16 protein-coding genes are annotated in these 23,226 nt (G+C 52.0%); 12 read left to right on the top strand and 4 right to left on the bottom strand.

What is annotated here, in order from left to right; all coding sequences use genetic code 11:
- Window positions 1–12: 12 nt before the first annotated feature.
- Window positions 13–1,884 (top strand): hypothetical protein, encoded by a 1,872-nt coding sequence (locus JOD20_RS24480; RefSeq protein WP_204757800.1) that lies wholly within the window; start codon window positions 13–15, stop codon window positions 1,882–1,884.
- Here JOD20_RS24480 and JOD20_RS24475 read toward each other — a convergent pair.
- Entirely contained in the window at window positions 1,868–3,184 is a 1,317-nt protein-coding gene (locus tag JOD20_RS24475) for a glycoside hydrolase 5 family protein (protein WP_204757799.1), read from the bottom strand. The genes JOD20_RS24480 and JOD20_RS24475 overlap by 17 nt on opposite strands.
- A 17-nt stretch (window positions 3,185–3,201) precedes the next feature.
- Window positions 3,202–5,286: a glycosyltransferase family 39 protein gene (locus JOD20_RS24470; RefSeq protein ID WP_204757798.1), complete on the bottom strand. Its 2,085-nt coding sequence runs from the start codon at window positions 5,284–5,286 to the stop codon at window positions 3,202–3,204.
- Window positions 5,287–5,760: 474 nt separating this feature from the next.
- Here JOD20_RS24470 and JOD20_RS24465 point away from each other — a divergent pair, with 474 nt between their 5' ends.
- From JOD20_RS24465 to JOD20_RS24415, 11 genes are all read left to right on the top strand, one after another.
- The gene (locus JOD20_RS24465) at window positions 5,761–6,555 is read left to right on the top strand and encodes a 2,3-dihydro-2,3-dihydroxybenzoate dehydrogenase (RefSeq protein ID WP_204757797.1); all 795 of its coding nucleotides are present in this window, start codon (window positions 5,761–5,763) and stop codon (window positions 6,553–6,555) included.
- 19 nt (window positions 6,556–6,574) lie between these two features.
- On the top strand, window positions 6,575–7,432 hold the full coding sequence (aroF, locus tag JOD20_RS24460; RefSeq protein WP_204757796.1) for a 3-deoxy-7-phosphoheptulonate synthase: 858 nt from the start codon (window positions 6,575–6,577) through the stop codon (window positions 7,430–7,432).
- A 37-nt stretch (window positions 7,433–7,469) separates the two neighbouring features.
- A complete protein-coding gene (gene dhbC, locus JOD20_RS24455) occupies window positions 7,470–8,657 on the top strand; it encodes an isochorismate synthase DhbC (RefSeq protein WP_204757795.1) in 1,188 nt (395 codons plus the stop codon).
- The gene (locus JOD20_RS24450) at window positions 8,657–10,285 is read left to right on the top strand and encodes a (2,3-dihydroxybenzoyl)adenylate synthase (RefSeq protein ID WP_204757794.1); all 1,629 of its coding nucleotides are present in this window, start codon (window positions 8,657–8,659) and stop codon (window positions 10,283–10,285) included. Before dhbC ends, JOD20_RS24450 begins: the two co-directional genes overlap by 1 nt.
- Before the next feature lie 14 nt (window positions 10,286–10,299).
- Window positions 10,300–11,157: an isochorismatase family protein gene (locus JOD20_RS24445; RefSeq protein WP_204757793.1), complete on the top strand. Its 858-nt coding sequence runs from the start codon at window positions 10,300–10,302 to the stop codon at window positions 11,155–11,157.
- Window positions 11,150–15,391: a non-ribosomal peptide synthetase gene (locus tag JOD20_RS24440; protein ID WP_204757792.1), complete on the top strand. Its 4,242-nt coding sequence runs from the start codon at window positions 11,150–11,152 to the stop codon at window positions 15,389–15,391. The genes JOD20_RS24445 and JOD20_RS24440 overlap by 8 nt, the downstream gene beginning before the upstream one ends.
- A gap of 29 nt (window positions 15,392–15,420) precedes the next feature.
- On the top strand, window positions 15,421–16,497 hold the full coding sequence (locus JOD20_RS24435; RefSeq protein ID WP_204757791.1) for an ABC transporter substrate-binding protein: 1,077 nt from the start codon (window positions 15,421–15,423) through the stop codon (window positions 16,495–16,497).
- Window positions 16,498–17,238: 741 nt separating this feature from the next.
- Window positions 17,239–18,249, top strand: a complete 1,011-nt coding sequence (locus JOD20_RS24430) for a FecCD family ABC transporter permease (RefSeq protein WP_204757790.1) — start codon at window positions 17,239–17,241, stop codon at window positions 18,247–18,249.
- A gap of 9 nt (window positions 18,250–18,258) precedes the next feature.
- Window positions 18,259–19,362, top strand: a complete 1,104-nt coding sequence (locus JOD20_RS24425) for a FecCD family ABC transporter permease (RefSeq protein WP_204757789.1) — start codon at window positions 18,259–18,261, stop codon at window positions 19,360–19,362.
- A complete protein-coding gene (locus tag JOD20_RS24420) occupies window positions 19,359–20,171 on the top strand; it encodes an ABC transporter ATP-binding protein (protein WP_204757788.1) in 813 nt (270 codons plus the stop codon). Before JOD20_RS24425 ends, JOD20_RS24420 begins: the two co-directional genes overlap by 4 nt.
- A gap of 387 nt (window positions 20,172–20,558) precedes the next feature.
- On the top strand, window positions 20,559–20,852 hold the full coding sequence (locus JOD20_RS24415) for a DUF2218 domain-containing protein (protein WP_204757787.1): 294 nt from the start codon (window positions 20,559–20,561) through the stop codon (window positions 20,850–20,852).
- A gap of 349 nt (window positions 20,853–21,201) precedes the next feature.
- Here JOD20_RS24415 and JOD20_RS24410 read toward each other — a convergent pair whose 3' ends face one another.
- Both JOD20_RS24410 and JOD20_RS24405 read right to left on the bottom strand, forming a co-directional pair.
- Complete coding sequence (locus JOD20_RS24410) at window positions 21,202–21,567, bottom strand: hypothetical protein (RefSeq protein ID WP_204757786.1); 366 nt, start codon at window positions 21,565–21,567, stop codon at window positions 21,202–21,204.
- Between the two features lie 29 nt (window positions 21,568–21,596).
- Window positions 21,597–22,877, bottom strand: a complete 1,281-nt coding sequence (locus JOD20_RS24405) for an FG-GAP repeat domain-containing protein (protein ID WP_204757785.1) — start codon at window positions 22,875–22,877, stop codon at window positions 21,597–21,599.
- Between the last annotated feature and the right edge of the window lie 349 nt (window positions 22,878–23,226).

Genomic DNA, 23,226 nt, shown 5'->3' with positions numbered 1-23,226 from the left:
ATCGATGCGCTCATGTTGCTGCTTTGGGTGGGGCATGTATTACTCTATGCGATTCTTGCTCCACCCTGGCAACACTATGACGAGCCAACCCATTTTGAGTATATAGCACTTATTCGCGAGCTTGGCCAAATCCCGAGTCTAGATGTACACGATCGTGGCCTGCGGCAGGCAATTGCTGCTTCAATGCTTGAAGAGGGCTTTTTTGCCTCGCCGCGGACTGAGCTTGAACCGTTTGAGCTTGATGATCCTGAATTATCGCTTGGCTTTAATGAACGAACCCATCCTGCGTTCTATTATTGGCTTGCAGCAACTCTCACGCAGCCCTTCCAATCAAAACCGGTGGTTGATCAATTACGCGCTGTTCGCATGCTTAGTGTGCTGTTGGCAACCCTCTTTTTTTATAGCGGTATTCGGCTTGTTTCCATGCTGCAACTTGCTAGTGAAGTTCGGTGGGCAATCCTTGCTAGTTTGGCCTTTAACCCAGCCCTTGCTGATACGATGAGTAGCGTTAATAGCGATGTTTTGGCCAATCTGGTGGCAGTTTGGCTATTTGCGGCGAGCCTACGTTTTGCCCAACGGCCAAGTTGGCGCTGGCTGTTGGTTGGGCTTGGTTTGATGCTGTTAGCATGGAATGTTAAACGAATGCTTGTTCCATTTGCCCTGATTGTGCCGTTAGGCTGGCTGATGAGTTTGCCGCCGCCCTCTCGTTGGCGGATCGGGGCTGCGTTGGCGGTTGGTTTGGGGCTTAGTTGCTATGGGGCAAGTCGGGTTCTGCCTAGTAAATTAGCTGCTTGGACAAGCGTTGCAGCGAATTCAGAACCAGGCTTTGAGCTGCAATCGACAACTATTGTTCGGCGCGGGGCTGCTGCTTTTCAGCTTGCTCGGCCTGTTGATGGGCCTGGCCCAATGCTCGAACAAGAGATTGCGCCGTTCTTACGAAAAGAGCTTGCTGGTCAAGTGCTGACGTTGAGTGGCTGGATGCGCACTGATCGCGAGGAAATCCTCGGCTTTACACCAGCCCTCCAATATAACCAAACGGTCGTGCAAGATAGCATCTATTTTGGAACAACGTGGAAATATGTCTCAATTACGACACGCATCCCAACCAATACCACCTATCTTGCTGTGCGCTTAAGTGGGCCATTGAGTCAAGCTACCGTCTTTTATGATTCGCTGGCGCTGATTGTAGGCTATGCTCCGGGCGACGATAGCATTCCTGATGGCGAGCTTGAAAAAGCCCTGCTTGACCAAGGCGTGCCGCAAAACTTTTTACGCAATAGCGATGCAGAGTTGCTAATTCCGCGTGTGCCAAGCGCGATTAGTGGGATAACGGCGCGCCATGTTAATGCTCAAAATATTGATCGCATGATGGAAAAAGCGGTTAACCCACAATGGATTAGGGCTGTCTATCCACGCCAAGGGCTAGCCCTATTTCAAGGCTTTTGGGGCATCTTTGGCTGGGGGGAAATCAGTGTTTCAGCAGGCTGGTTTACGGCAATTGGCTTATTGGTTGGGTTTGGTTTAGCCGGCGCTATCCGCCAAAGCTATCAATTCGCTAGGCGAATTCCAAGCGATCGCGATCAGATCCAGCGTTTGGCTTGGTGGATGGGTTGCTGGGCTGTAGGGTTGGGCTGGAGTATGGCCTTTCTGCGAGTGCATTTACAACCGATTCAAGGGGCGTTTATCTGGAGTTTTGGGCGTTATACGTTTGTTGCGGTTGTTCCATCAGTGATCATATTGGTGGTGGGATTGGGTAGCTTGCTCCCACCACATCTCCGCCGCCAAGGCTTGGTTGGGCTGAGTGTTTTTATAGGGTTGTTTGCAAGTATGGCCTTGATTAGTACACTTCTGCCCTATTGGGCGGCTTTTAAGGTTGGATTGTAAACGCTCCATGCTGCAAACAAAGTTCAAGATTATTTATGTGATAAAAGCAGACGCGCGTTGCGGTTGCTTTAGGCCGACCAAATTCGTGTGTCAGCGTTCCGCCATTGCAATACTGGCCGCCAACCGCAAACAATCCAGTCCATAAATCTGATGGAATTGAATGCCCATCACACGCAGTTGGAAGTTCCTTTTCTTGAATATCAGCAAGCATCCAAGCAACTCCTCCTGCATAATCAGCTTGGCGCAAGGCATTGAGATTGGTTTCGACATAGAAGGGGGCGGTTTCAAAGCAGGCTGCAAGCAGTGGATTAATTCGACAAATGGCAGGCCCTTCTGTCCAATGGACACTGCCAGGAAAGGGATCGGTTGGAAAGCCATATTCTTCGAGCACAACCGGGCCACGATAGCCGTACTCACGAATGCTGGAGAGTAATTCAATACCGCGGCCACCATAATTGTGCGGTGCTAAAAAATCGATCAAACTTGCCAAACTAACACTATGCTGATCGCGCAGAAAATAATTAGCAACCCCACCTTTGGGTGCTATTGCTGTTAGTTCGGTCGACATTCCAACAGTGATAAGCATTTGCGGTGTACGCGCTTTGATTAGCGCTCTGGTTTGGCGAATCCAATCGATGGCTTGATTAAGATATGCCTGATTTGGATTTGCGAGGCAATCACGTCGATGCTGTGGATCGCAATAATTATTGATTTCATTATCAAGGTTAATATACGCCACCATAGCTAGGCTATCGCGTTCTAAAAAATAGGAAAGCATGCCTTCAATCCACTGTTGTTGGATGCTGGTTAATATCCATTCATCGCTATTGTGGATTGATATGCCCAACCGCATGCCACGAGCATTCGCCCGACTGGCAAAATCGTAGAGTGTCGCATAGCTCGTTGGGGTAACCACCTGCTGGCTCGTAGCGACTGGTAAATCAACAAAAATTCGCAGCAAATTGGCATACAGCGCTTGTTGGCTTCTTCCAAGCCAATAATCAAGCGAACTATTTTGGGTTGCTTGGTTGTATTCAGCATCCCAAAATGTTCGTCCATTAATCCCATATTGCGGCAGGAAAAACTGCACCCCATGCATGACCCACGGGCCATACTGATCATAGAATCCTGAACCATCGATCCGTAATTGACCACATGTTGATGGCGTTGCTGGCTGACAGAAGTTTGGTTGTTTGAATGCCTGCATTGGTAGATCTGGCGCTGTTTGTATGCTTGAAAATCGTGCTTGCATACCAAGGAGGAGCAGCATAATCCCAAGACTAGCAAAAACTTTTTTCATCCTTAGCTTCTTTCTGATCACGGATTACTCACATCGATCGTCGCGAGAATGACTTGGTTCGTTGGGATTCCATTGGCATTTTGGGCTGTAAGCCAGATCGGATTAGGTGCAATAGTTGCTTGTTGAATCATTAATACAATTTCATAGCGACCTGCGGTTAATGGCTGCCCATTTCGATAATCAGACAAAGTGATTGTCCGTCGATCAAGCAATCGTTGATTGTGTGATTCGGCTGGAGCCAATAGGCCCCATTCAAATGCCTGTAAATCGTTAGATCCAACTCGGCGCAGTGCTAACGTTAACTGGTGAGGCTCGGAGAACGCTTGGCTATACTGCCAAAAGAGTGTGATTGGGACGCTTCCGCCAGCCTTGAATGTGCCTGCAAATGGTTTTATCTGGTAGTTGTGTAACACGATCTGGTGGCCGAAGGTTACGGGAGAATGGCTTGCTAGACTGCTATTGGTTGGATTGCTGGCTGGTTGGATGCTACAAAGAATCGCAACCCCTAAGAAATCGCGTTGGCCACAGGGTTGCCATGAATAATTGACTGATTGATAAAAGCTGCCAACTGTTCCATATGCTTGATCGTTTGTAGATGGATCGATGGTGCGGGCGTGGAATGGCCCAATCAACAAAAAAGACCGTTGCTGACCAAATGTTTGCAAATAACCATCAATGTTGGCAGCAGTTGTTGTATGGTGGTCAAATTCAGTAAATGTTAATGGATGCGGTAGCGGATCAGGGCTAAGCCTTGGGGCATAATAAAACCAAGCCAAGCCTAAATACCCTGGATGTACCATAAAAATATCATCTTGATGGATTTGATGGGCTAGATAGTCAATCGCTTCGCGATATTGTTCGCGGACTGGATTATTACTCCATAATCCGGTTTTTGGTGCAATTAACATCACTATATTAACCCCGATTACACCAAGCGCAAGGCTAGAGTACAGCAGGCGCATTTGGCGTGCTTGCACCCGTTGAAGCAGGCTCAAAGCCACTGCTGAAGCGTTATTTTGCTTTTTTGAATGATTAACCGAGGGATACGCGAGGATGAGAATCCATAGTGGGTAGAGGCCAAGCATATAGCGTGGTTCATAGAGTTTTGTCCAACCTAATAGGATTGCAAATAAGCCAAGTGGCACGATTATCAAACAGAGCAAGGTTTGTGCTTGCCAATGGTTTCGACAATCCAGTAGTAGTTTGATAAAACCCCAACTCAAAAGCCCAAGGCTTGGCAACAGCCAAACCCATGAAAACGCCCCTGGATTTTGATTAGTAGAAAAGCTCCAGATGGTCATTTCAAGGGCATCAATAAGGGTGGCTTGGCGATGCGATTGGCTAACCAAGGGATTATCAAATCTAAAGATTTTGACTCCATAGCCGATTAATCCGATGGTGCAAAAACTAAGCCCAACGATCGCGCCGTTTAGCCAATAGCTGCTTGTTGGTCTATTGAATGCTTGCAATCGATTGAGTTGACTCCAGCGTAGCAACCCTGCTACAAGACAACCAATACCTAGCAGGCTACCAAGCCGATGACTACTCAGGCAGATCAAGCCAGCGCCAAGCGATTGCGCAAGTTTAAGCGCTGTTGGTGTTTCAAGTAGCCGCATAAGGCTTAACACAAGTAGGGCTGCGCTACAAAAGAATAAACTATACGCTGTGCTTTCTTGGGCATACCATAAAGGCAATGGTGCAACCACAACTAAACCGAAAACGAATGAACGTGATAAGCTTAATCGGTGCCCGATTTGAGTGATAATCATGACAGCAACCGTGCCTGATAGGGCAGAAAAACTGCGTAATGCCCATTCATTGTCGCCAAGCAGTGAGATCCATATTTTAAGCAAGAGTTGATATAAAGGATAGCCTGCTTGAGGAACCCAAAGTTGCTTAAACCCAGCAAGCCAACTCATCTGTGAAACAGCCCACCATGTGCTCAGTTCATCAAACCAGAGGCTTTGCGCTGCCAACTTGTAGCAGCGAAGCATAAAGACTGCAATAAAAATGCTGCCTGATAGGCGATATTGCTGCCATTTAATTGCAGCTATCTTGCTCCGTACTTGATCAATTGACGTGATCCAAGCGACTTTGCCCATACACCCTCGCTGGATTAAATGTTTCTAAAAAATGGCATTTGTCTCATAGCGATTATAGTATAGTGATTTAGATGCGATCGGCCTCATTTTTTTGACCAGGAATGCTATAAAACGATCTACGAAGAGCACGAAGGCTCCTATTTCCAAAACCTGATCCCTAGCTCTTGAATCCTGATCCCTCACGGTATGCTCTTTGTTCTGCTTAAAACCCGATTCCTAGCCCCACCAACTGATCCTTGAATCCTGATCCCTGTCCGCTATTAATCTGCGTTTGACAAATAGCAGCCTGTTGCGTATACTGCGCCTTGAATAAAAACAGTTATATCCGACTAAATTGTGTTAATGACATAATTCAATTAATGGTGATAGATCGAGCCTAATTTTTGCCCAACAGATGGGTTAAAAATAGCGACTGTCATCGTCAGTTGTTGCCATTCAAACTGCAGGCAAAGCCTGATCGGTTAGGGAGCGTGTGTGCATTTTTCAGAATACCCCGAACTGAAAAACCAAGTGGCACTGGTAACTGGCGCTGCGCAAGGCATTGGAGCCGCAGTTGCCGAGGAATTATGTCGCCATGGCGTGCATGTGGTTGCTTTAGATGTGCAAGCGGCTGGCTTACAAACATTGCAAGATCGCTTGGAGCTTGGCGCAGGCCAACTCACGCCGCGCGTGATTGATGTGCGCAATGCCCAAGCAGTTGAAGCAATGGTCGATGCTATCGAAAATCAGACGGGGCCGATTGGCCTGCTGGTAAATGTTGCTGGCATTTTGCGCATGGCTCCCGTAGTTGAATTAAGCGACGACGATTGGGCAACCAGCCTTGATGTCAATGCAACTGGAGTGTTCAACCTGACGCGGGCGGTTGCTCGGCGTATGGTTCCGCGCCAGGCTGGCAGCATCGTGACGGTTGGCTCGAACGCCGCTGGCGTGCCACGCATGCAGATGGCAGCCTACGCTGCCTCGAAAGCTGCCGCAACCGCCTTTACCATGTGCTTGGGCCTTGAATTAGCGCAACATAAGATTCGCTGTAATGTCGTTTCACCTGGCTCGACCGACACCGCCATGCAACGCATGTTGTGGCACGACGAAACCGGCCCGCAACGAGTGATTGCTGGCTCATTGGAAACATTTCGCTTGGGGATTCCGCTTGGGCGGATTGCCGAGCCTGCCGATATTGCCAACGCTGTTGTTTTTTTACTCTCCGAGCGTGCTCGCCACATCACCATGCACGATTTGCGCATTGATGGTGGCGCAACGCTTGATGCTTAAATACAAGGATCTTTTGCTCATGAGCAATGCAAACGCATCGACCAAGCCCGCGCCGTATCGCCTTGCTGCTCGCAGCGATGCCACTCAAACCACAATTGTCGATCTTGGCTCGGTCAAGATTGGCGGCGGTCAACCAGTTGTAATGGCTGGCCCATGCTCGGTCGAATCGGAAAGCCAATTGTTGAACACGGCCTATGCTGTGGCCGAAGCTGGCGCGCATATGCTGCGTGGCGGTGCTTTCAAGCCCCGCACCTCACCGTATGCCTTCCGTGGCTTGGGCGAAGCAGGCTTGAAGATTTTGGCCAAAGCCCGCGCCGAAACTGGCTTGCCGATTATCACCGAAGCCCTCAATACCGCCGATGTCGAATTGGTGGCTGAATACACCGATGTGATTCAAATTGGCGCTCGCAATATGCAAAATTTTGCTTTGCTTGAAGCTGCTGGCCGCACTGGCCGCCCAGTTATGGTCAAACGTGGCCCTGCTGGCACGATTGAAGAATGGTTGCTGGCTGCTGAATATGTGCTCGCAACGGGCAATCCCAACGTGATTTTGTGCGAGCGTGGCATTCGGACGTTTGAAAATGCTACCCGCAACACGCTTGATTTGAATGCCGTGGCGATGGCCAAACATCGCAGCCACCTGCCGGTGATCGTTGACCCAAGCCATGGCACTGGCAAATGGTATTTGGTTGCACCCTTGGCCTTGGCTGGCTTGGCGGTTGGTGGCGATGGCTTGATGATCGAAGTCCACCATGATCCTGATCACGCTAGCTCTGATGGCCCGCAATCGTTGAACCACGAACACTTTGCTGATTTGATGCAAAAAATCAATCAGCAAGCTGCCCAACCAGTGGCGCGCGAAGTAGGTCTGAACTAAGCCGCCATCGAGTAGCAAGCAATTAAGGATGACGATCATGAGCAGTTTTGAACAAGAACGGCTACGCGAATCGGCGTGGCAATTGCTAGACAACTATCAAGCAGAATCGGCCTTTTTCTTTGCCTCGCCCAACCATACCTTGTTGGCGCAATTAAGCTATGTCGATTTGATTAGCCAAACCTCGCTGACTGAGATTGAGCAACGGGTGCACGAGGCCTTGCAACGAGCTGAACGTAGCGGCGAAGTTAATCCGGTTGTGGTTGGCGCGTTGCCTTTTGCTCCCGATGCTGCGGCCTATTTGGCGCTGCCATCGCGGGTGGCTTGGGCTGGCCCGTTGCACGCCGAAACTCAGCCCTATTGGCATAACCAACGCTTGCCGCATTGCACCATCGAGCCAATGCCTGCCCCTGAGCACTACAAACATGGCGTAGCCCAAGCTTTGGCTAAAATGCAGGCTGGCGATTTGCAAAAAGTTGTGCTCTCGCGCTCGTTGCAATTGACCGCCGATGCGCCGCTTGATGTCAACTTGATTTTGGCAAGCCTAGCCCGCAACAACAAAACTGGCTATACCTTTGCCGTGCCATTGCCAACCCGCCGCGCTTTGGTGGGGGCAAGCCCTGAGTTGTTGCTGGCGCGCAATGGCAATCACGTGATCGCTAATCCGTTGGCTGGCTCGATTCCACGCAGCAACGACCCTGAGGAAGATGCGCGCCGAGCGGCAGGCTTGTTGGTATCGTCCAAAGATTTACACGAACACAAGGTTGTGGTTGATGCTGTGGCAGCGGCGTTAGCGCCTTTCTGCACGAGCCTCGAAGTTCCAGCTCCAACCGTTATTTCTACGGCGACGATGTGGCATCTTTCGACGACCTTGGTTGGCGAATTAAACGCTGATGCACCTTCGTCTTTAGGTCTGGCATTGGCGTTGCACCCAACTCCAGCGGTGTGTGGCACGCCTACCGAGGCCGCCCGCGCCGCTATCCGCGAAATCGAGCCGTTTGATCGTGGCTTTTTCACGGGGATGGTTGGTTGGTGCAACGCCCAAGGTGATGGCGAATGGATTGTGACGATTCGCTGCGCCGAAGTTGTGGATCAATCGTTGCGTTTATTTGCTGGCGCTGGGGTGGTGCTTGGCTCAACACCTGAAGCCGAGTTGGCCGAAACTGGCGCGAAATTCCGCACGATGTTGTTGGCGATGGGCCTCGATAGCGAAGGCGAGGTGGCCTAATGGCTGAGCAAACGCTTGGCCTCGCTGGCACGACCGCATGGCCTGCCGAATTTGCTGAGCGCTATCGCAAGGCTGGCTACTGGGTTGGTCAGACGTTTGGCGAGGCCCTCCGCGAGTGGGCGCAACGCTCTGGCGAGGCAACTGCGGTGGTGTGTGGCGAACGTCGTTGGAGCTATCGCGAGCTTGATCAACGGGTTGATCGCTTGGCGGCGGGCTTGCAACAGCTTGGCATCCAACCCAAACAACGGGTGGTTGTGCAATTGCCCAATTGTGCTGAGTGGTTTGTGGTTTGTTTTGCGCTCTTTCGAGTTGGCGCAATTCCGTTGATGGCGCTGCCAGCCCATCGCTTGGCCGAAATTGGCTATTTTTGCCAGCACAGCGAGGCGGTGGCCTATGTGATTGCCGATAAAGTTGGTAGTTTCGATTATCGCAATTTGGCTGCTGAGGTCAAAGCGGTTGCGCCAAGGCTGGAACATGTGTTGGTAGTTGGCGAGGCTGGGCCGTTTACTGCTTTGGCGGATGTTAATGCCGAGCCACGCCAATTTCCCGTGCTTGATCCCGCCGAGGTGGCCTTGTTTCAGCTTTCTGGCGGCAGCACCGGCGTGCCCAAATTGATTGCTCGCACCCACGACGATTATTTGTATTCGGTGCGGGCCAGCGCTGAAATCTGCGAGCTGGATGCCAGCAGCGTCTATTTGTGCGTGCTACCGATGGCTCACAACTTTCCAATGAGTTCGCCTGGCACGTTGGGAACCTTGGCCGCGGGCGGCACGGTGGTGCTTGCGCCGCAACCAAGCCCCGATGTGGCCTTTCCGCTGATTGCCCGCGAAGGCGTAACGATCACCGGCATGGTGCCGCCGCTGGCTTTGCTGTGGCTCGATGCAGGGGCCAAACGCCAAGCAGAATTGACCAGCCTCAAGCAAATTTTGGTTGGTGGTGCGCCATTTGGAGCCGATACAGCCCGCCGCGTGCGGCCCGAGCTTGGTTGCCAATTGCAGCAAGTCTATGGCATGGCTGAGGGCTTGGTCAATTACACGCGGCTTGATGATCCTAATGAGCTGATTTGCCTCACTCAAGGCCGCCCAATTTCGCCCTTGGACGAAGTGCGGATCGTCGATGATGAAGATAACGATCTGCCAATTGGTGAGCTTGGCCACCTGATTACCCGTGGCCCCTACACGATTCGCGGCTACTACCAAGCAGCTGAGCATAATCAACGCGCCTTCACCAGCGATGGCTTTTATCGCACTGGCGATTTGGCTCGCTTGAATGCTGCTGGCTATGTCTCGGTCGAAGGCCGCGCCAAAGATCAAATCAATCGTGGCGGCGAAAAAGTTGCTGCCGAAGAGATCGAGCAACATTTGCTCAATCATCCAGCGATTCACGATGTAGCACTGGTGGGCTTGCCCGACCGTTTCTTGGGCGAACGCACGTGTGCTGTGATCGTCAGCAACGGCACGACTATCAACCGCCGCGAGGTGGTGCAATTTTTGCGCAGCCGGGGACTTGCCGACTACAAATTGCCAGATCGGGTCGAAATCGTGGCGAGTTTGCCCAAAACTGGCGTTGGCAAGATCAACAAACGGCTGTTACGTGAGCAATTAAGTGCTGGTCGTGTGCCAGCCTAGAAGGATACAGAGCCATGGCGTTACCATCAATTGCAGCCTATGCAATTCCAACTGAATTACCAACTAACCGCGCCACTTGGGCCGCCGAGCCGCAGCGCGTCGCCTTGTTGATTCACGATTTGCAGAATTATTTTATCGATGCGTTTCCTGCTGGCGCAGAGCCAATTAGCAGCGTTTTGCGTTCGATTGCAACCTTGCGCGATCAAGCTCATGCCTTGGGCATTCCGGTGTTTTATTCAGCCCAACCAGGCGACCAAACGCCCGAAGATCGCGGCTTGTTGAGCACGTTCTGGGGCAAAGGCTTGAGCACTGGCACGCCACCAGAGATTGTCACTCAACTCGCGCCGCGTGCTGGCGATCAGGTGATTACCAAATGGCGGTATAGCGCATTTCAACGCACACCATTACGCGAATTGTTGCGTGAAGCTGGCCGCGATCAACTGATTGTGTGTGGGGTTTATGCTCACCTTGGCTGTTTGCTGACCGCCTGCGATGCCTTTATGCAAGATATTCAGCCATTTTTTGTGGCCGATGCAGTTGCCGATTTTAGCCTCGATGAGCATCGCATGGCCTTGCACTATGCTGCTGGGCGTTGCGCTGTGGTCACGACGACCGAGCAATTGGTACGCGAATTGGGCTACAACCAGTTGCGCAGCGAGTTGCACGATTTACTTGATGATGTTGAGAGCATCGGCGCTGATGATAACTTGCTCGATTGGGGCTTGGATTCAGTGCGCTTGATGACTTTGGCTGAGCGCTGGCGCGCTGCTGGCTACGAAGTTGGCTTTGCCGAATTGGCCGAAACCCCAACCTTAGCCGAATGGTGGCAACGCCGTTTCGCCGCTCAAAACCTGGAGCAAACTCATGGCTAAGCTGGCGCTATCGGCGGCGCAACAAGGCATTTGGCTGGGTCAACAGCTTGATCCAAGTAGTCCGCTGTATAACACAGCCGAATATGTGAGCTTGCGCGGCGCAGTTGAGCTAGCCAATTTAACTGTGGCGATTCAGCAGGCCTTTGCCGAAGCCGAAACCCTGCATTTGCGTTTTGGCGTTGAAGATGCGCAACCATATGCCATGATTGAGCCACAGCCAATTGATTTGGCGTTGCACGATTGGCGCGCTCAGCCAGATGCAGAAGCGCAAGCTTTGGCGTGGATGCAGACCGATTTGAGCAATGTGGTTGATATGGTGACCGGCCCATTGTTCAAAACCGCAATCTTCCACATTGCCGATGATCAGGTCTGGTGGTATTTGCGGGCGCATCACATCGCCTTAGATGGCTATAGTTTTGCCTTGCTCACCAAGCGGGTTGCCGAAATTTACTCGGCGCTGCAAACCAAGGCTGCGCTAAGCCCAAGTTTTGGTGCATTAGCGCCAGTCATTGCTGAAGATCAAGCCTATCAAGCCTCGATTCAGGCCACGCTTGATCGCGAATTTTGGGTCAATCGCTTTGCCTCAAATCCGCAGATCATTAGCTTGACCCAGCAAACTGGTTTATCGCAACCGCGCAGCATTCGTTTAAGCACAGCCTTAGCCAGCGATTTGATCGAACAATTAACCGCAATTGCCAAGCCAAGCCGCAGCACGTGGCCTGATGCCTTGATGGCGGTGGTGGCAGCCTATCTCGCCCGCTGGAATAACAGCGAGAGTGTGGTTTTGGGCATGCCCTTGATGAGCCGTTTGGGTTCGGTGGCGTTGCGCGTGCCGTGTATGGCGATGAATATTGTGCCATTGTGCCTCAACGTTGCTGCCGACCACGATTTAGGCCAATTGACTGCGGTGGTTGCAGCCGAACGCAATGCCTTCCGCAAGCATGGCCGCTATCGCTACGAGCAGTTGCGCCGCGATTTGGGCTTTGTCGGCGCTGGGCGGCGTTTATTCGGCCCAGTCGTCAATATTATGCCCTTCGATCACCCGCTGAATTTTGGCGAGTGCCAAGCCCAGAGCACCACGCTCACCGCTGGCCCAGTCGAAGATTTGGCTTTCAACGTGATTTTGCGGGGCAATCAGCTGTATCTGACTCTTGAGGCCAATCCCGCTTGCTACAGCCAAGCAGCGCTTGATTATCATTTTGCTGCGATTCAGCAATTATTGAATACTTGGTTGGCAGAACCAACCAAGACCGTAGCTGAGCACCAAGTTTTGCCTGCGCCAATCGTGCTTGATGGCGGTGAATTGCGCTTGCCACTGACCAGCGTGATTGAGCAAATTTTGAGCAACGCCAAGCAGCAACCCTATGCTTTGGCCTTGGTGACTGATAACGAACAAGTGAGTTATGCCGAGTTGGCGAGCCAAGTTCATGCGTGGGCTGGGCAATTGGTGCAGCGTGGCGTAACTGCTGGCAGCGTGGTTGGTGTGGCCTTGCCCCGGAGCCGCGAGGCGATTGTGGCTATGTTGGCGACGCTCTGTTGTGGCGCTGCCTACCTGCCACTTGACCCACAATGGCCCGCAAGCCGCTTGGCGAGTGTCGTCGCCCAAGCCCAACCAACTTTGGTGTTGGCCCAACAAGCTTTTGATGTGCCGAATTTGGTGCTGGTTGAGCAACTTGGCAAATCGAATGCATGGTTCGAGGCGCGGGTCGATTTGGCCCAACCTGCCTACATCATGTATACCTCTGGCTCGACTGGTGAGCCAAAAGGCGTGGTGATTAGCCACCAAGCTTTGGCTGGTTTTGTGCAGGCGGCGGCTGAGCGCTACGCGATTAATGAAGCTGATCGGGTGCTGCAATTTGCCCCGTTTGCTTTTGATGCTAGCGTCGAGGAAATTTTCGTGACGCTTTGCCAAGGCGCAACCTTGGTGCTGCGCAACGATGCCATGCTCGAATCGTTGCAGCGTTTTGTGGCGGCTTGCCAAGAGCATGCGATTAGCGTGCTCGATTTACCGACCGCTTTCTGGCATGAATTAGCTGATAGCGTGGCCCAAGGCGTGGTGCAATTGCCCAATTGCCTGCGGGTGGTGATTATCGGCGGCGAGGCAGCACTGCCAGAGCGGGTTCGTGGCTGGTTGAATGTCGTTGAGCCAAGCGTGCGTTTGTTCAACACCTATGGTCCGACCGAGGCTACCGTGGTCGCAACCGTCGCCGAATTGAGCGACCCTGACCAACCAATTACGATTGGCCAACCGTTGGCTGGTGTGCAAGCGGCGATTTTCGGCAGCGACCAGCAACCGATTTTTGCTGGCGATGTTGGCGATTTGTATTTGCTGGGCAATGGCTTGGCAACGGGCTACTATCAACGCCCCGATTTGGATGCGCTGAATTTTGGCAAGTTGAGCCAATTGCCCAACGCTCCACGCGCCTATCGCACTGGCGATCGGGTGCGCTTGCTCGCTGGTCAGTTGCAGTTTGTTGGCCGTAGCGACGACGAATTCAAAATTAGCGGCCAGCGGGTTACGCCCGCCGAGATTGAATCGGTCTTTTTGCGTCACGAGGCTGTACGCGAAGTTGCGGTGATTGGACAGCAGCTTGGTAATGCTAGCAAGCGTTTGTTTGCGGCGGTTGTGGTTAGCGATCCAAGTTTGGGTGTGGCTGAATTGCGCAATCATGCTAGTAACTATCTGCCAGCAGCGGTCATTCCGGCAGCAATTAGCATTGTCGAACGCTTACCGCGCAGCAGCGCAGGCAAGATTGATCGTAAAGCTGTGGCGGCCATAGCTCCAGCGCCAGTTATCAGCACGGTTGCTGTCAACGATACCGCAGCATTAATTCGCCAAGTTTGGGCCGAAGTGTTAGGCCAAACTGAATTAAACGATGAGGCCGATTTCTTCGCGTTGGGCGGCCAATCGTTGCAGACGATTCAGGTTGCCAATCGCTTGGGCATGGCCTTGGGCCGCGAAGTAACCGCCGCCTTGATCTTCCGCTATCCCACGATTGCTGGCTTGGCGCAAGCGCTCGACCCTGAATTTGCGCAAGCAAGCGTGGCAGCGCCGCAATTTTTGAGCGATGCCAACTTGTCTGAGCAAATTGTGCCCAAGCAACTTGCCGCCCAACCTCGACCAATTCAAACCGTGCTCTTGACTGGGGCAACTGGCTTTGTTGGCGCGCATTTGCTAGCCGAATTGCTGAGCACAACCATTGCCAAAGTGATTTGTTTGGTGCGGGCTGATTCGAACGCGGCGGCGTTTGAGCGCTTGCGAGCCAGCTTGAATCACTACGAATTAACAACCGACCAGCTTGCTGAGCGGGTTGAAGCCTGGCAAGGCGATTTGTCCAAGCCTCAATTTGGGCTTGATAATCAGCAATGGCAAGGCTTGATTGACCGCTGCGATTTGATTTATCACAATGCAGCAGTCGTCAGCGTAGTGCGCGAATATAGCAGCTTACGGGCGGTCAACGTCAACGCGACCAGCGAAATTGTGCGCTTGGCAGCGGTGCGTTGCACGCCGGTGCATTACGTTTCAACCTTGGCGGTTTCGCCACCGCAAAGGGTGATCCATCGGGTTCCCGAAGATTTTGTGGCGGCGCATGCTGGCCTGCGCGATGGCTATAGCCAAAGCAAATGGGTTGCCGAGCGCTTGCTCGAACAAGCGGCCACTCGTGGTTTGCCAGTGGCGGTCTATCGCTTGGGCCGCGTTGTTGGCCCAGTTCAAAGCAATTTCGTCAATCAAGATGATTTATTCTGGCGGATTGTCCAAGCAGGTGTGCCACGTGGCTTGTTGCCCAGCCTGCCTGTCGAGGAAATCTGGAATCCAGTTGATTTTGCTGCCCAAACAATCGTGCAATTGAGCCGTAATCATCGCGGGGTGCGAGTGTATAACCTTGCACCCAACGCGCCGCTGAGCTTTACCCAACTTTTGGGCTGGGTGGCAGATTATGGCTATGCCGTGCAATTGTGTAGTGTTGAGCAATGGTACCAAGCGTTGCGTAACGCTGACGATGCGATGAGTCAGGCAACGCTGACTTTCTTTGAGCGCCAGGCTGATGGCGGGGAACTGCCGAGCGCAATTGGTACGATTGAAAACAAACGCTTGCTGCAAACGCTGGCAGCGCATGGCATCGCCGTGCCTGTGATCGACCGCGAGCGCTTCTTTGGCTATCTTGAGCGGTGTATTCGAACGGGCTTACTGCCCGCACCCGATTTACGCCAGACTAGTATTGGTATTCGCTAAAATTTTTAGCATACAAAGGAATTACACCAATGACATCCCTTTCAGTTCGTTTCCGTTCGTTATTGGCCTTACTCGCGCTTGTGACCTTGGCTGCTTGTGGCTCGACCTCGGCTCCAACCGCCACCACTGCCCCAGCGGCTACCGAAGCTTCTGCGGCAACTACGGCTCCGGCAGCAACCGAAGCCCCAGCTGCGACCGAGGCTCCTGCTGCAACCGAAGCGCCAACCGCCGAAGCAACTACAGAAACCAGTGCTAGCGACACTCGCAGCATTGAAACTCGCTATGGCACGGTCGAAGTGCCAGCAACTCCTGCTCGGTTGGTGACGCTTGATGAAGGCGCGTTGGATACCGCTGTGGCCTTGGGTGTCATCCCAGTTGGTGGCATTAGCTCACGCTTGAGCGATGGCGTTGCGCCATACATCGCCGATAAAGTGCCTGGAATTGCAATCGTCGGCAACCCTGGCGAAATCAACTTCGAAGCAGTGATTGCTGCAACCCCCGACTTGATTTTGACCCACAACCGCATCGACGAAGAAACCTACAAAAAATTGAGCGCAATTGCTCCAACCATCGTGCCAACCAACGGCATCGGCGCTTGGAAAGATGCAGCTGGCGAATATGCCGAAGCGTTGGGCAAAACCAGCGAACTCGAAGCATGGTTGAAAGCGTTCGATGTTAAAGTTGCTGATGCCAAAACCAAATTGGCAATCAAAGAAGGCACAACTGGCGCAGTTATTCGCTGGATGCCCCAAGGCCCATTGGTGATGGGTCGCTTGTTGCCAGCCGTTGTTTTGATTGAAGAATTGGGCTTGACCTTGCCCCAAGTTTCAATCGACTTGGGCACCGACGCACCGCACACCGATGTGTTGAGCTTGGAACAATTGGCAACCGTTGATACCGATTGGTTGTTTGTAGCCACGTTCAATGCCGAAGGCGACACCGCTTTGGCTGGCGCTCGCAGCCAAGCAGCATTCAGCCAATTGAAAGCCGAAAAAGCTAAGCAAGTTGTTGCTGTCAATGCTCAACTCTGGAGCAGCGCGTTCGGCCCATTGGCCGCCGATGCCATTTTGAGCGACATTGTAGCCAACGTTCCTGCTGCACAATAAGCAAGGGATCAGGGGCTAGGGGTTAGGGTTCAGGAGAACAGGAACAGCGGAGAACACGAAGGTTGATGATCAGGAGCGAGAAACCGTAAAAGGTACAAATATTGGGGATTGTGCTAAACAAAAATAATCCTCAATGTAAATATTAGGGGGTGCAGGGGGATGAAAACCCCCTGCGTCTCCCGCTGGCGGGACGGAAGGGTGGAAAATCCCTTGCTGGAGATGGTGATTGTTAGGGATTGGGGATCGGTTCGATAACAATCCTCGATGTAAATATTAGGGGGTGCAGGGGGATAAAAACCCCCTGCGTCTCCCGCTGGCGGGACGGAAGGGTGGAAAATAAAAGACTAGAGAGCCGAAACCGCGAAGCACGCGAAGAAGAGAAGGCTGGGGGATTGCGATGCACAGCAACAATCCTCAATGTAAATATTAGGGGGTGCAGGGGGATGAAAACCCCCTGCGTCTCCCGCTGGCGGGACGGAAGGGTGGAAAACCTTTGCTGGAGATGTGATTGTTGGGGATTGGGGATCGGTTCGATCGGCGATTCCCAACGAGATTCATGCCCTCACCCCCAGCCCCTCTCCCACTGAACGCGGGCGAGGGGAGCACTGTTTTCGTGGTTCCCCCTCTCCCGTCCACGGGAGAGGGGGCTAGGGAGTGAGGGGGCAACCGTCGTTAACACAATGCACCAGTACATCTATGCTCTATGTTCTTCTTGCCCCATTTAAATTGGGAAACTGATACATGGCTACGACTTTTCTCTCGCGACGTATGCTCATTGGAGTGCTGGCAGCCCTAGGCTTGCTGGCAATTGTTGTTTTATTGAGCCTCGGCGTTGGCTCAGATAACACAATTGGTTTTGCGCAAGTGTTGGCGGTGCTCCAAGGCGCAGGCGATGATCAATCGCGTATGACTGTGCTTGATTTACGTGTGCCACGCACAATTATTGGCTGTTTTGTCGGAGTTGCGCTTGGCGCTGCTGGCGCGCTCTTGCAATCGGCGGCGCGCAATCCCTTGGCCGAACCTGGTTTGTTGGGCGTAAGCGCTGGCTCAGCAACAGCGGTCGTCATTTCAATTGCGCTTGGCGCAAGCCTCGATAATTTGCAAGTTTGGATTGCAATTGTTGGGGCGTTGCTTGGCTGTAGCGTAGCCTTAGGCGTAGCCCGAATGAGCGGCCTTGGCGATGATCCAATTCGTTTGGTGCTCGCCGGCGCGGCCTTGAGCAGTATGTTGGCAGCAGTTTCATCGGTGATTCTTTTGACCGATCAACGAACTGCCGATGAAGTGCGCTTTTGGACAATTGGCGCGATTGCTGGTCGCAACTTGAGCAGCATCCAGCCTGCGATTCCTGTATTATTATTGGGTTTGGCGGTTGCCTTGCTGTTGGCGCGACCATTGGCAGCGCTCGCTTTGGGCGAAAAAGTTGCCAGCGGGCTTGGCCAACGCCCAAAATTAGTGCGAACAGGCGTGATGATTAGTGTAGCCTTATTAGTTGGTTCGGCCACGGCTATGGCTGGCCCGATTGGCTTTGTTGGGCTGGTTGTGCCGATTGCCGCGCGGGCAATTGTTGGGCCGGATATTCGGCGCGCCTTGATTGTGGCGGTATTGCTTGGCCCAAGTTTTGTTTTGCTGGCTGATGTGCTTTCGCGGATTGTCGCCCGACCTACTGAAACCCCGCTGGGCGTGATTTCAGCCCTGATTGGTGCGCCAATTTTGGTTTTGATTGTGCGTAGCCAACGCTTACCAGCACTCTAGGAGAACGTCATGGATCGACTTTCAATGACCTCAACGAGTGCTGCTCACGATGTTTCAGCACCAATACTATTCAATGGACGGCCAGCAGGCTTGTGGGTGCTGCGCTTTGGTCGTTTCAGCCTCTTGTTGGATCGGCGGGCGTGGCTGGCGAGTTTGCTGTTGCTGCTGGCCACAATTGTTTTGGTTGGCCTGAGCCTTGGCAGTGGCACGGTCAAAATTGCACCCTTTGAGGCTTTGGCGGCACTATTCAATCAAGGCGAAACCAAAACTATTTTTATTGTACGCGATTTACGCCTGACGCGGGTTTTGGGCGGTGGGATGGCTGGCGCTGCCTTAGGCATGGCTGGTTGTTTGTTGCAAACGCTCAGCCGCAATCGCCTCGCCAACCCCGATACAATTGGGATCGATAATGCGGCAACGGCCTTTGCGGTTGCCTCGGTCGTGGCAGTCAGCACAACCCTCGCCCCTTCGGCCATGGCATTAACTGGCGCGATTACGATGCTCTCATTGACGTTTGCCTTGAGTGGCGGGGCCGGCACGCGTGGCTATCGTTTCCTGATTACCGGGCTTGGCTTAGGCTCAATCTGCGGCGCTGCCACTAACTTGATGCTCGCGCGAGCGCCCATCGATGCGGCTAACACCGCCTTTCCTTGGACAGTTGGCAGCCTGAATAATCGTTCGGGCGTATTTGTAAACTTGCTGGCGTGGGGCGTGGTAGTGATGCTGCCGCTGGCCGTGATTGTGGGCAAACGCCTGAATTTGGTGCGCTTGCCCGACGCGGTGGCCCAAAGTTTGGGCGTGCGGGTCAATCGCCTGCGCTTCTTTACAATTGTATTGGCTGGCAGTCTGACCGGGCTTGCAGTTGCGGTTGCTGGCCCAGTTGGCATGATCGGCTTGGCAGCGCCCGAATTGGGTCGGCGTTTGGCTGGCCCGCGCACCGTGCCGATTGTGCCAGCGGCCTTGGCTGGTGCATGTTTTACCATGCTCGCCGATTTGCTTGGGCGCACCTTGTTCAGCCCAACTGAAATTCCGGTGGGCATCGTAACCGCCTTGGTTGGCGGCCCATACTTATTATGGTTCCTGTTGCGAACCCCGAGAGGCAAACAATTATGAGTGTTTTTCCCCCAGCGGCTTTGCAAACCCAAAATTTGGTCTTGGGCTATCAACGCACAACGATTATCGACCAGCTGAATACTGAAATTCCTCATGGCCAAGTTACGGCAATTATCGGCCCAAATGGCTGTGGCAAATCGACCTTGTTAGCAGGGTTGGCTAAATTGCATCCGGCTAAGCAGGGCCAGATTTTGCTTGATGGGCGTGATATTGCCCGCCTTTCGCCGCGTGAGATGGCCCAATCATTAGCCTTGCTGCCCCAAGATGGGGTTGCTCCCGATGGCATGACTGTTGCCGATTTAGTGCGTTTTGGTCGCCATCCACATACTGGTTTATTGCGCCAATGGTCAAAAGATGATCAACAGGCTGTCGTCGAGGCGATTGCCACTGCCGATCTGAGCAGCATGGCCGATCGTCCGCTGACGACGCTCTCTGGTGGCCAACGCCAACGGGCTTGGATTGCCATGGCGCTGGCTCAAGCTACGCCATTGCTGCTGCTCGATGAGCCAACCGCTGCGCTCGATCTTGGTCATCAAATCGAAGTTTTCGAACTGATTCGCCAATTAGCATCCGAGGGCAAAACTGTGGTGATGGTGGTGCACGATTTGGCCAGTGCTTGTCGCTACGCCGATCATCTGATTGCCATGCGAACTGGCACGATCATCGCTGCTGGCGCACCTAAAACCATCGTTACCCCCGAGTTAATTCATCAACTCTATGGCGTTCACTGCCGATTAATTCCCGATCCTGTGAGTGGAACACCAATTATCGTGGGTGTCCAACGCAGCATCGAAAAATTAGAAGAATGAGAGAGGGAGAACATAGAGCATAGAGCATAGAGCATAGGGGTCAGGATTCAGGGGCTAGATTTAACGCAGAGACGCAGAGCAGCAACGAGGAACCGCGAAGAACACGAAGAACGCGAAGGTTTGATCCACGAAGCACACGAAGCGCACGAAGGTTAGGGTGAAGAAACCTTAAAAACAATCCAACAGACAACTATTAGGGGGTGCAGGGGGATGAAAACCCCCTGCGTCTCCCTCCAGCGGAGGGACGGAAGGGAGGCAAACCTGCATCACAGCTAAATAAAATCATGTGCAATGAAGGCAACCATCAAAATCCCAAAGCCTTACTTGCCTTCGTGTATCTTCGTGTCCTTCGTGGATCAATCAACCAATTTTTTTAAGGAGCATATCATGCAATCACAAGCAACGATTCCAACCGCACTTGGCTCAAGCTACATCAAAAAACTGTGCAAACACTACGCCCACAAAATCAAGGTCGAATACGACGATCAGCAAGGCATGGCCTATTTTGCCATGGGCACGTGTGCCATGCACGCTGAAGCTGAGCAACTAATGTTTGTAATTAACGCTGAAACCCCCGAAGCCATCGCTGCCATCCAACACATCATGGACGAACATTTTGAACAATTCGCCTTCCGCGAAAAGCTCAAAATCGAATGGCAAGCAGCCGAAACCCTCAATTGAAGGATGAAGAGCATAGAACAGAGAGCATAGAGCATATGGCTACAGGCTATTGGCTATCGGAAATTGAGTTGAAATGACAACAATTGTTCCGATAGTTAATAGCTGTAATGGTACATCAGGTTAACCACCGCCTGATCCCCTCACCCCAACCCCTCGCCCATCCGATGGGCGAGGGGCTTTAACGCCGTGGTTTTTGCATGATTGGTGGTGAACATTGGTGCTCCCCTCGCCCGCGTTGAGTGGGAGCGGGGTTGGGGGTGAGGGAATAATCCTTATTGCCAATCCAATGAACCAATATATCTAGCCTATAGTCCATTCCTTTTATACTCTTTGTGGATCAATCGTAGTGTTAAACGTGTGTAATAGATCGCACAGCATACAATCCATAACCACATAATCCAAGTACAATGATCACAGCTCCAATAATGTACAAAGTCCAAGGCGGTTGCTTACGCCGCAAGGTTTGACGAATATCTTGAATAATTGCTACCAGAAAGAGCAGAGTAAGCAGCATAAAGGGAATAAGATATAGGTTTTCAGGTTCCATTTGAATATAGTGACTAAAACTCGTTCCTCGCTGGATAGTTTCACGATAATGATATATTTCATACGGTAGCACGATCAAATTTGCAATACTAACCACTGTAAAAACGCAAACAACCCGTGCAATCATTGGCCAAAGCCGTAGCTTATTGGTTGGAACTTGATACCCCATTTGTCACCTCTCATCTGCTGAAGTTTAGTTTAAGGTAAGCGCCCACAAAGCAATGAGCGAATTGGTAAAGCGCGATGCTGATAGCTAAACCCAGTCAAATATTGGTTTTCTTCAACTTGGGCCTGTGCCGCCGCGCAGGCTGCTTGTAGATCAGTAATTTGTTGATAAGTTGACATAAATGCAGAAGCCCATTGTTTATCATCAGCAGCACTTTTTTGGGTTTGAGCATAAAAAGTTTGGGCTGTTGCCTCATCGCCCGCTAATAAAGCTGTGTACAACGCTTGAAAACGGGCGATTGCGATAGTCAACTCAAGCTCGCTGCCCTCGATGCCAATTGCTGGGAATGGTGCTTGAGCATTGGCCGCAGCAATGAATAAGGTTTGAGCGAGCACCCGATCAGCATTTGCCAAGGCACTAAATCCATCAAGCAACAGCCAATAGGGATGCTGCGAATCAATTGGGTCGGGGGTAATTGAATTTATTTGATATTGCGCCCCATCCCATGCATAGATTTCGAGCTGCTTGCGCTGAATGCCCGCGCCATCTGAGCCAACTTTGCCGCGATTGACGATTAATTCCAGCGTGCCATCTGCGTTGAGATCGGCCCAATTCATGGTTGGATTGGTTGCATTCAGATCTAAAATTGAATGAAACTCCGCTGCTTGCCATTGCACAATATTAATCGATTCGGAGCATGTATGTGCCCCACATCCAGTAGTATGCACAACAATTTCTGGCATGCCATCATTCGTTAGATCGCGCACCAGCCAAATCCGATAGCCATTGGCTTGATCAGTTAATAATGTCCAGTTTGGTTGATAAACTCCATTCGCATCCAGAGTTAAAAGGATGAGCAGATCTGGATAGCCAACAGGTAGCGTAATCAAAATTTCGGCCTGGGCATCATTATTCAAATCAACAGTGCGATATTGTTCGCCAATGAGTTTAGCTGCGTTGGTTGATTGGCTTTGTTCTGCCCATCCCGTTAATAGCGCGCCTAATTGATCGCGATTGCTTGGTTGTGCATTGACAAAATCGGTCAGCAGATCGACATATTCGGTTACTGAAACTGGCGCGGTTGGTGGCAGCGGCCAGTCGCTCGGCAAGGCTGTTGGCTTTGCTGTTGCGCTGGTTGCTTGAATATAAGGAGTTGAGGTCGGCCAAGCGGTTGGGTATATACGCTCTGTTGGTTGGGTGGTCGGGCTACTATTGCTGGCATTCGAAAGAGCTGTTTGGTTGGATGCGCAGCCCACGAGCATCCCCACAATTCCAATAATTGCGCACAGCTTGTTGCTTGAAAACCTTTTCATTGATCAATCTTCTCCTGTTAACCGCACCCAATGCAAAGGCAGCGGCATGTGCAATGTTTGCATCCGTTGGTAGAGATCGCTTTGGCGAAAAATAGCCACCCAAGCACTTACAAAATCCCAAGGAGCTGTTAAGTGTTGATTTTGGATGTCTGTTTGATATGATTGAGCGCTAAAATGCTCATAGAGCTTGCTATATTCCTGCAGATGTTGAGCGAGCAGTTTACGTCGTTCTTCAAAGGTTCCGACAGAATTATTGGTGGTATAACGAAAGTGGTGCAAAATTAACGAGAGCCAGGTGGACTATACTTGGAAATGCAACAGACCAAGGAAAGGACCACCATGACTCCCA

It is taken from the genome of Herpetosiphon giganteus, assembly GCF_016907925.1.
GTDB lineage: Bacteria > Chloroflexota > Chloroflexia > Chloroflexales > Herpetosiphonaceae > Herpetosiphon > Herpetosiphon giganteus.
The sequence above is the reverse complement of the archived record's forward strand: the minus strand, read 5'-3'. Positions and strand labels throughout refer to the sequence as shown.

Coding starts and splice junctions, on each gene's coding strand:
- JOD20_RS24480 (WP_204757800.1), top strand. CDS start 13: ATGTTGCTGCTTTGGGTGGGGCATGTATTACTCTATGCGATTCTTGCT.
- JOD20_RS24475 (WP_204757799.1), bottom strand. CDS start 3,184: ATGAAAAAAGTTTTTGCTAGTCTTGGGATTATGCTGCTCCTCCTTGGT.
- JOD20_RS24470 (WP_204757798.1), bottom strand. CDS start 5,286: ATGGGCAAAGTCGCTTGGATCACGTCAATTGATCAAGTACGGAGCAAG.
- aroF (WP_204757796.1), top strand. CDS start 6,575: ATGAGCAATGCAAACGCATCGACCAAGCCCGCGCCGTATCGCCTTGCT.
- dhbC (WP_204757795.1), top strand. CDS start 7,470: ATGAGCAGTTTTGAACAAGAACGGCTACGCGAATCGGCGTGGCAATTG.
- JOD20_RS24450 (WP_204757794.1), top strand. CDS start 8,657: ATGGCTGAGCAAACGCTTGGCCTCGCTGGCACGACCGCATGGCCTGCC.
- JOD20_RS24445 (WP_204757793.1), top strand. CDS start 10,300: ATGGCGTTACCATCAATTGCAGCCTATGCAATTCCAACTGAATTACCA.
- JOD20_RS24440 (WP_204757792.1), top strand. CDS start 11,150: ATGGCTAAGCTGGCGCTATCGGCGGCGCAACAAGGCATTTGGCTGGGT.
- JOD20_RS24435 (WP_204757791.1), top strand. CDS start 15,421: ATGACATCCCTTTCAGTTCGTTTCCGTTCGTTATTGGCCTTACTCGCG.
- JOD20_RS24430 (WP_204757790.1), top strand. CDS start 17,239: ATGGCTACGACTTTTCTCTCGCGACGTATGCTCATTGGAGTGCTGGCA.
- JOD20_RS24425 (WP_204757789.1), top strand. CDS start 18,259: ATGGATCGACTTTCAATGACCTCAACGAGTGCTGCTCACGATGTTTCA.
- JOD20_RS24420 (WP_204757788.1), top strand. CDS start 19,359: ATGAGTGTTTTTCCCCCAGCGGCTTTGCAAACCCAAAATTTGGTCTTG.
- JOD20_RS24415 (WP_204757787.1), top strand. CDS start 20,559: ATGCAATCACAAGCAACGATTCCAACCGCACTTGGCTCAAGCTACATC.
- JOD20_RS24410 (WP_204757786.1), bottom strand. CDS start 21,567: ATGGGGTATCAAGTTCCAACCAATAAGCTACGGCTTTGGCCAATGATT.
- JOD20_RS24405 (WP_204757785.1), bottom strand. CDS start 22,877: ATGAAAAGGTTTTCAAGCAACAAGCTGTGCGCAATTATTGGAATTGTG.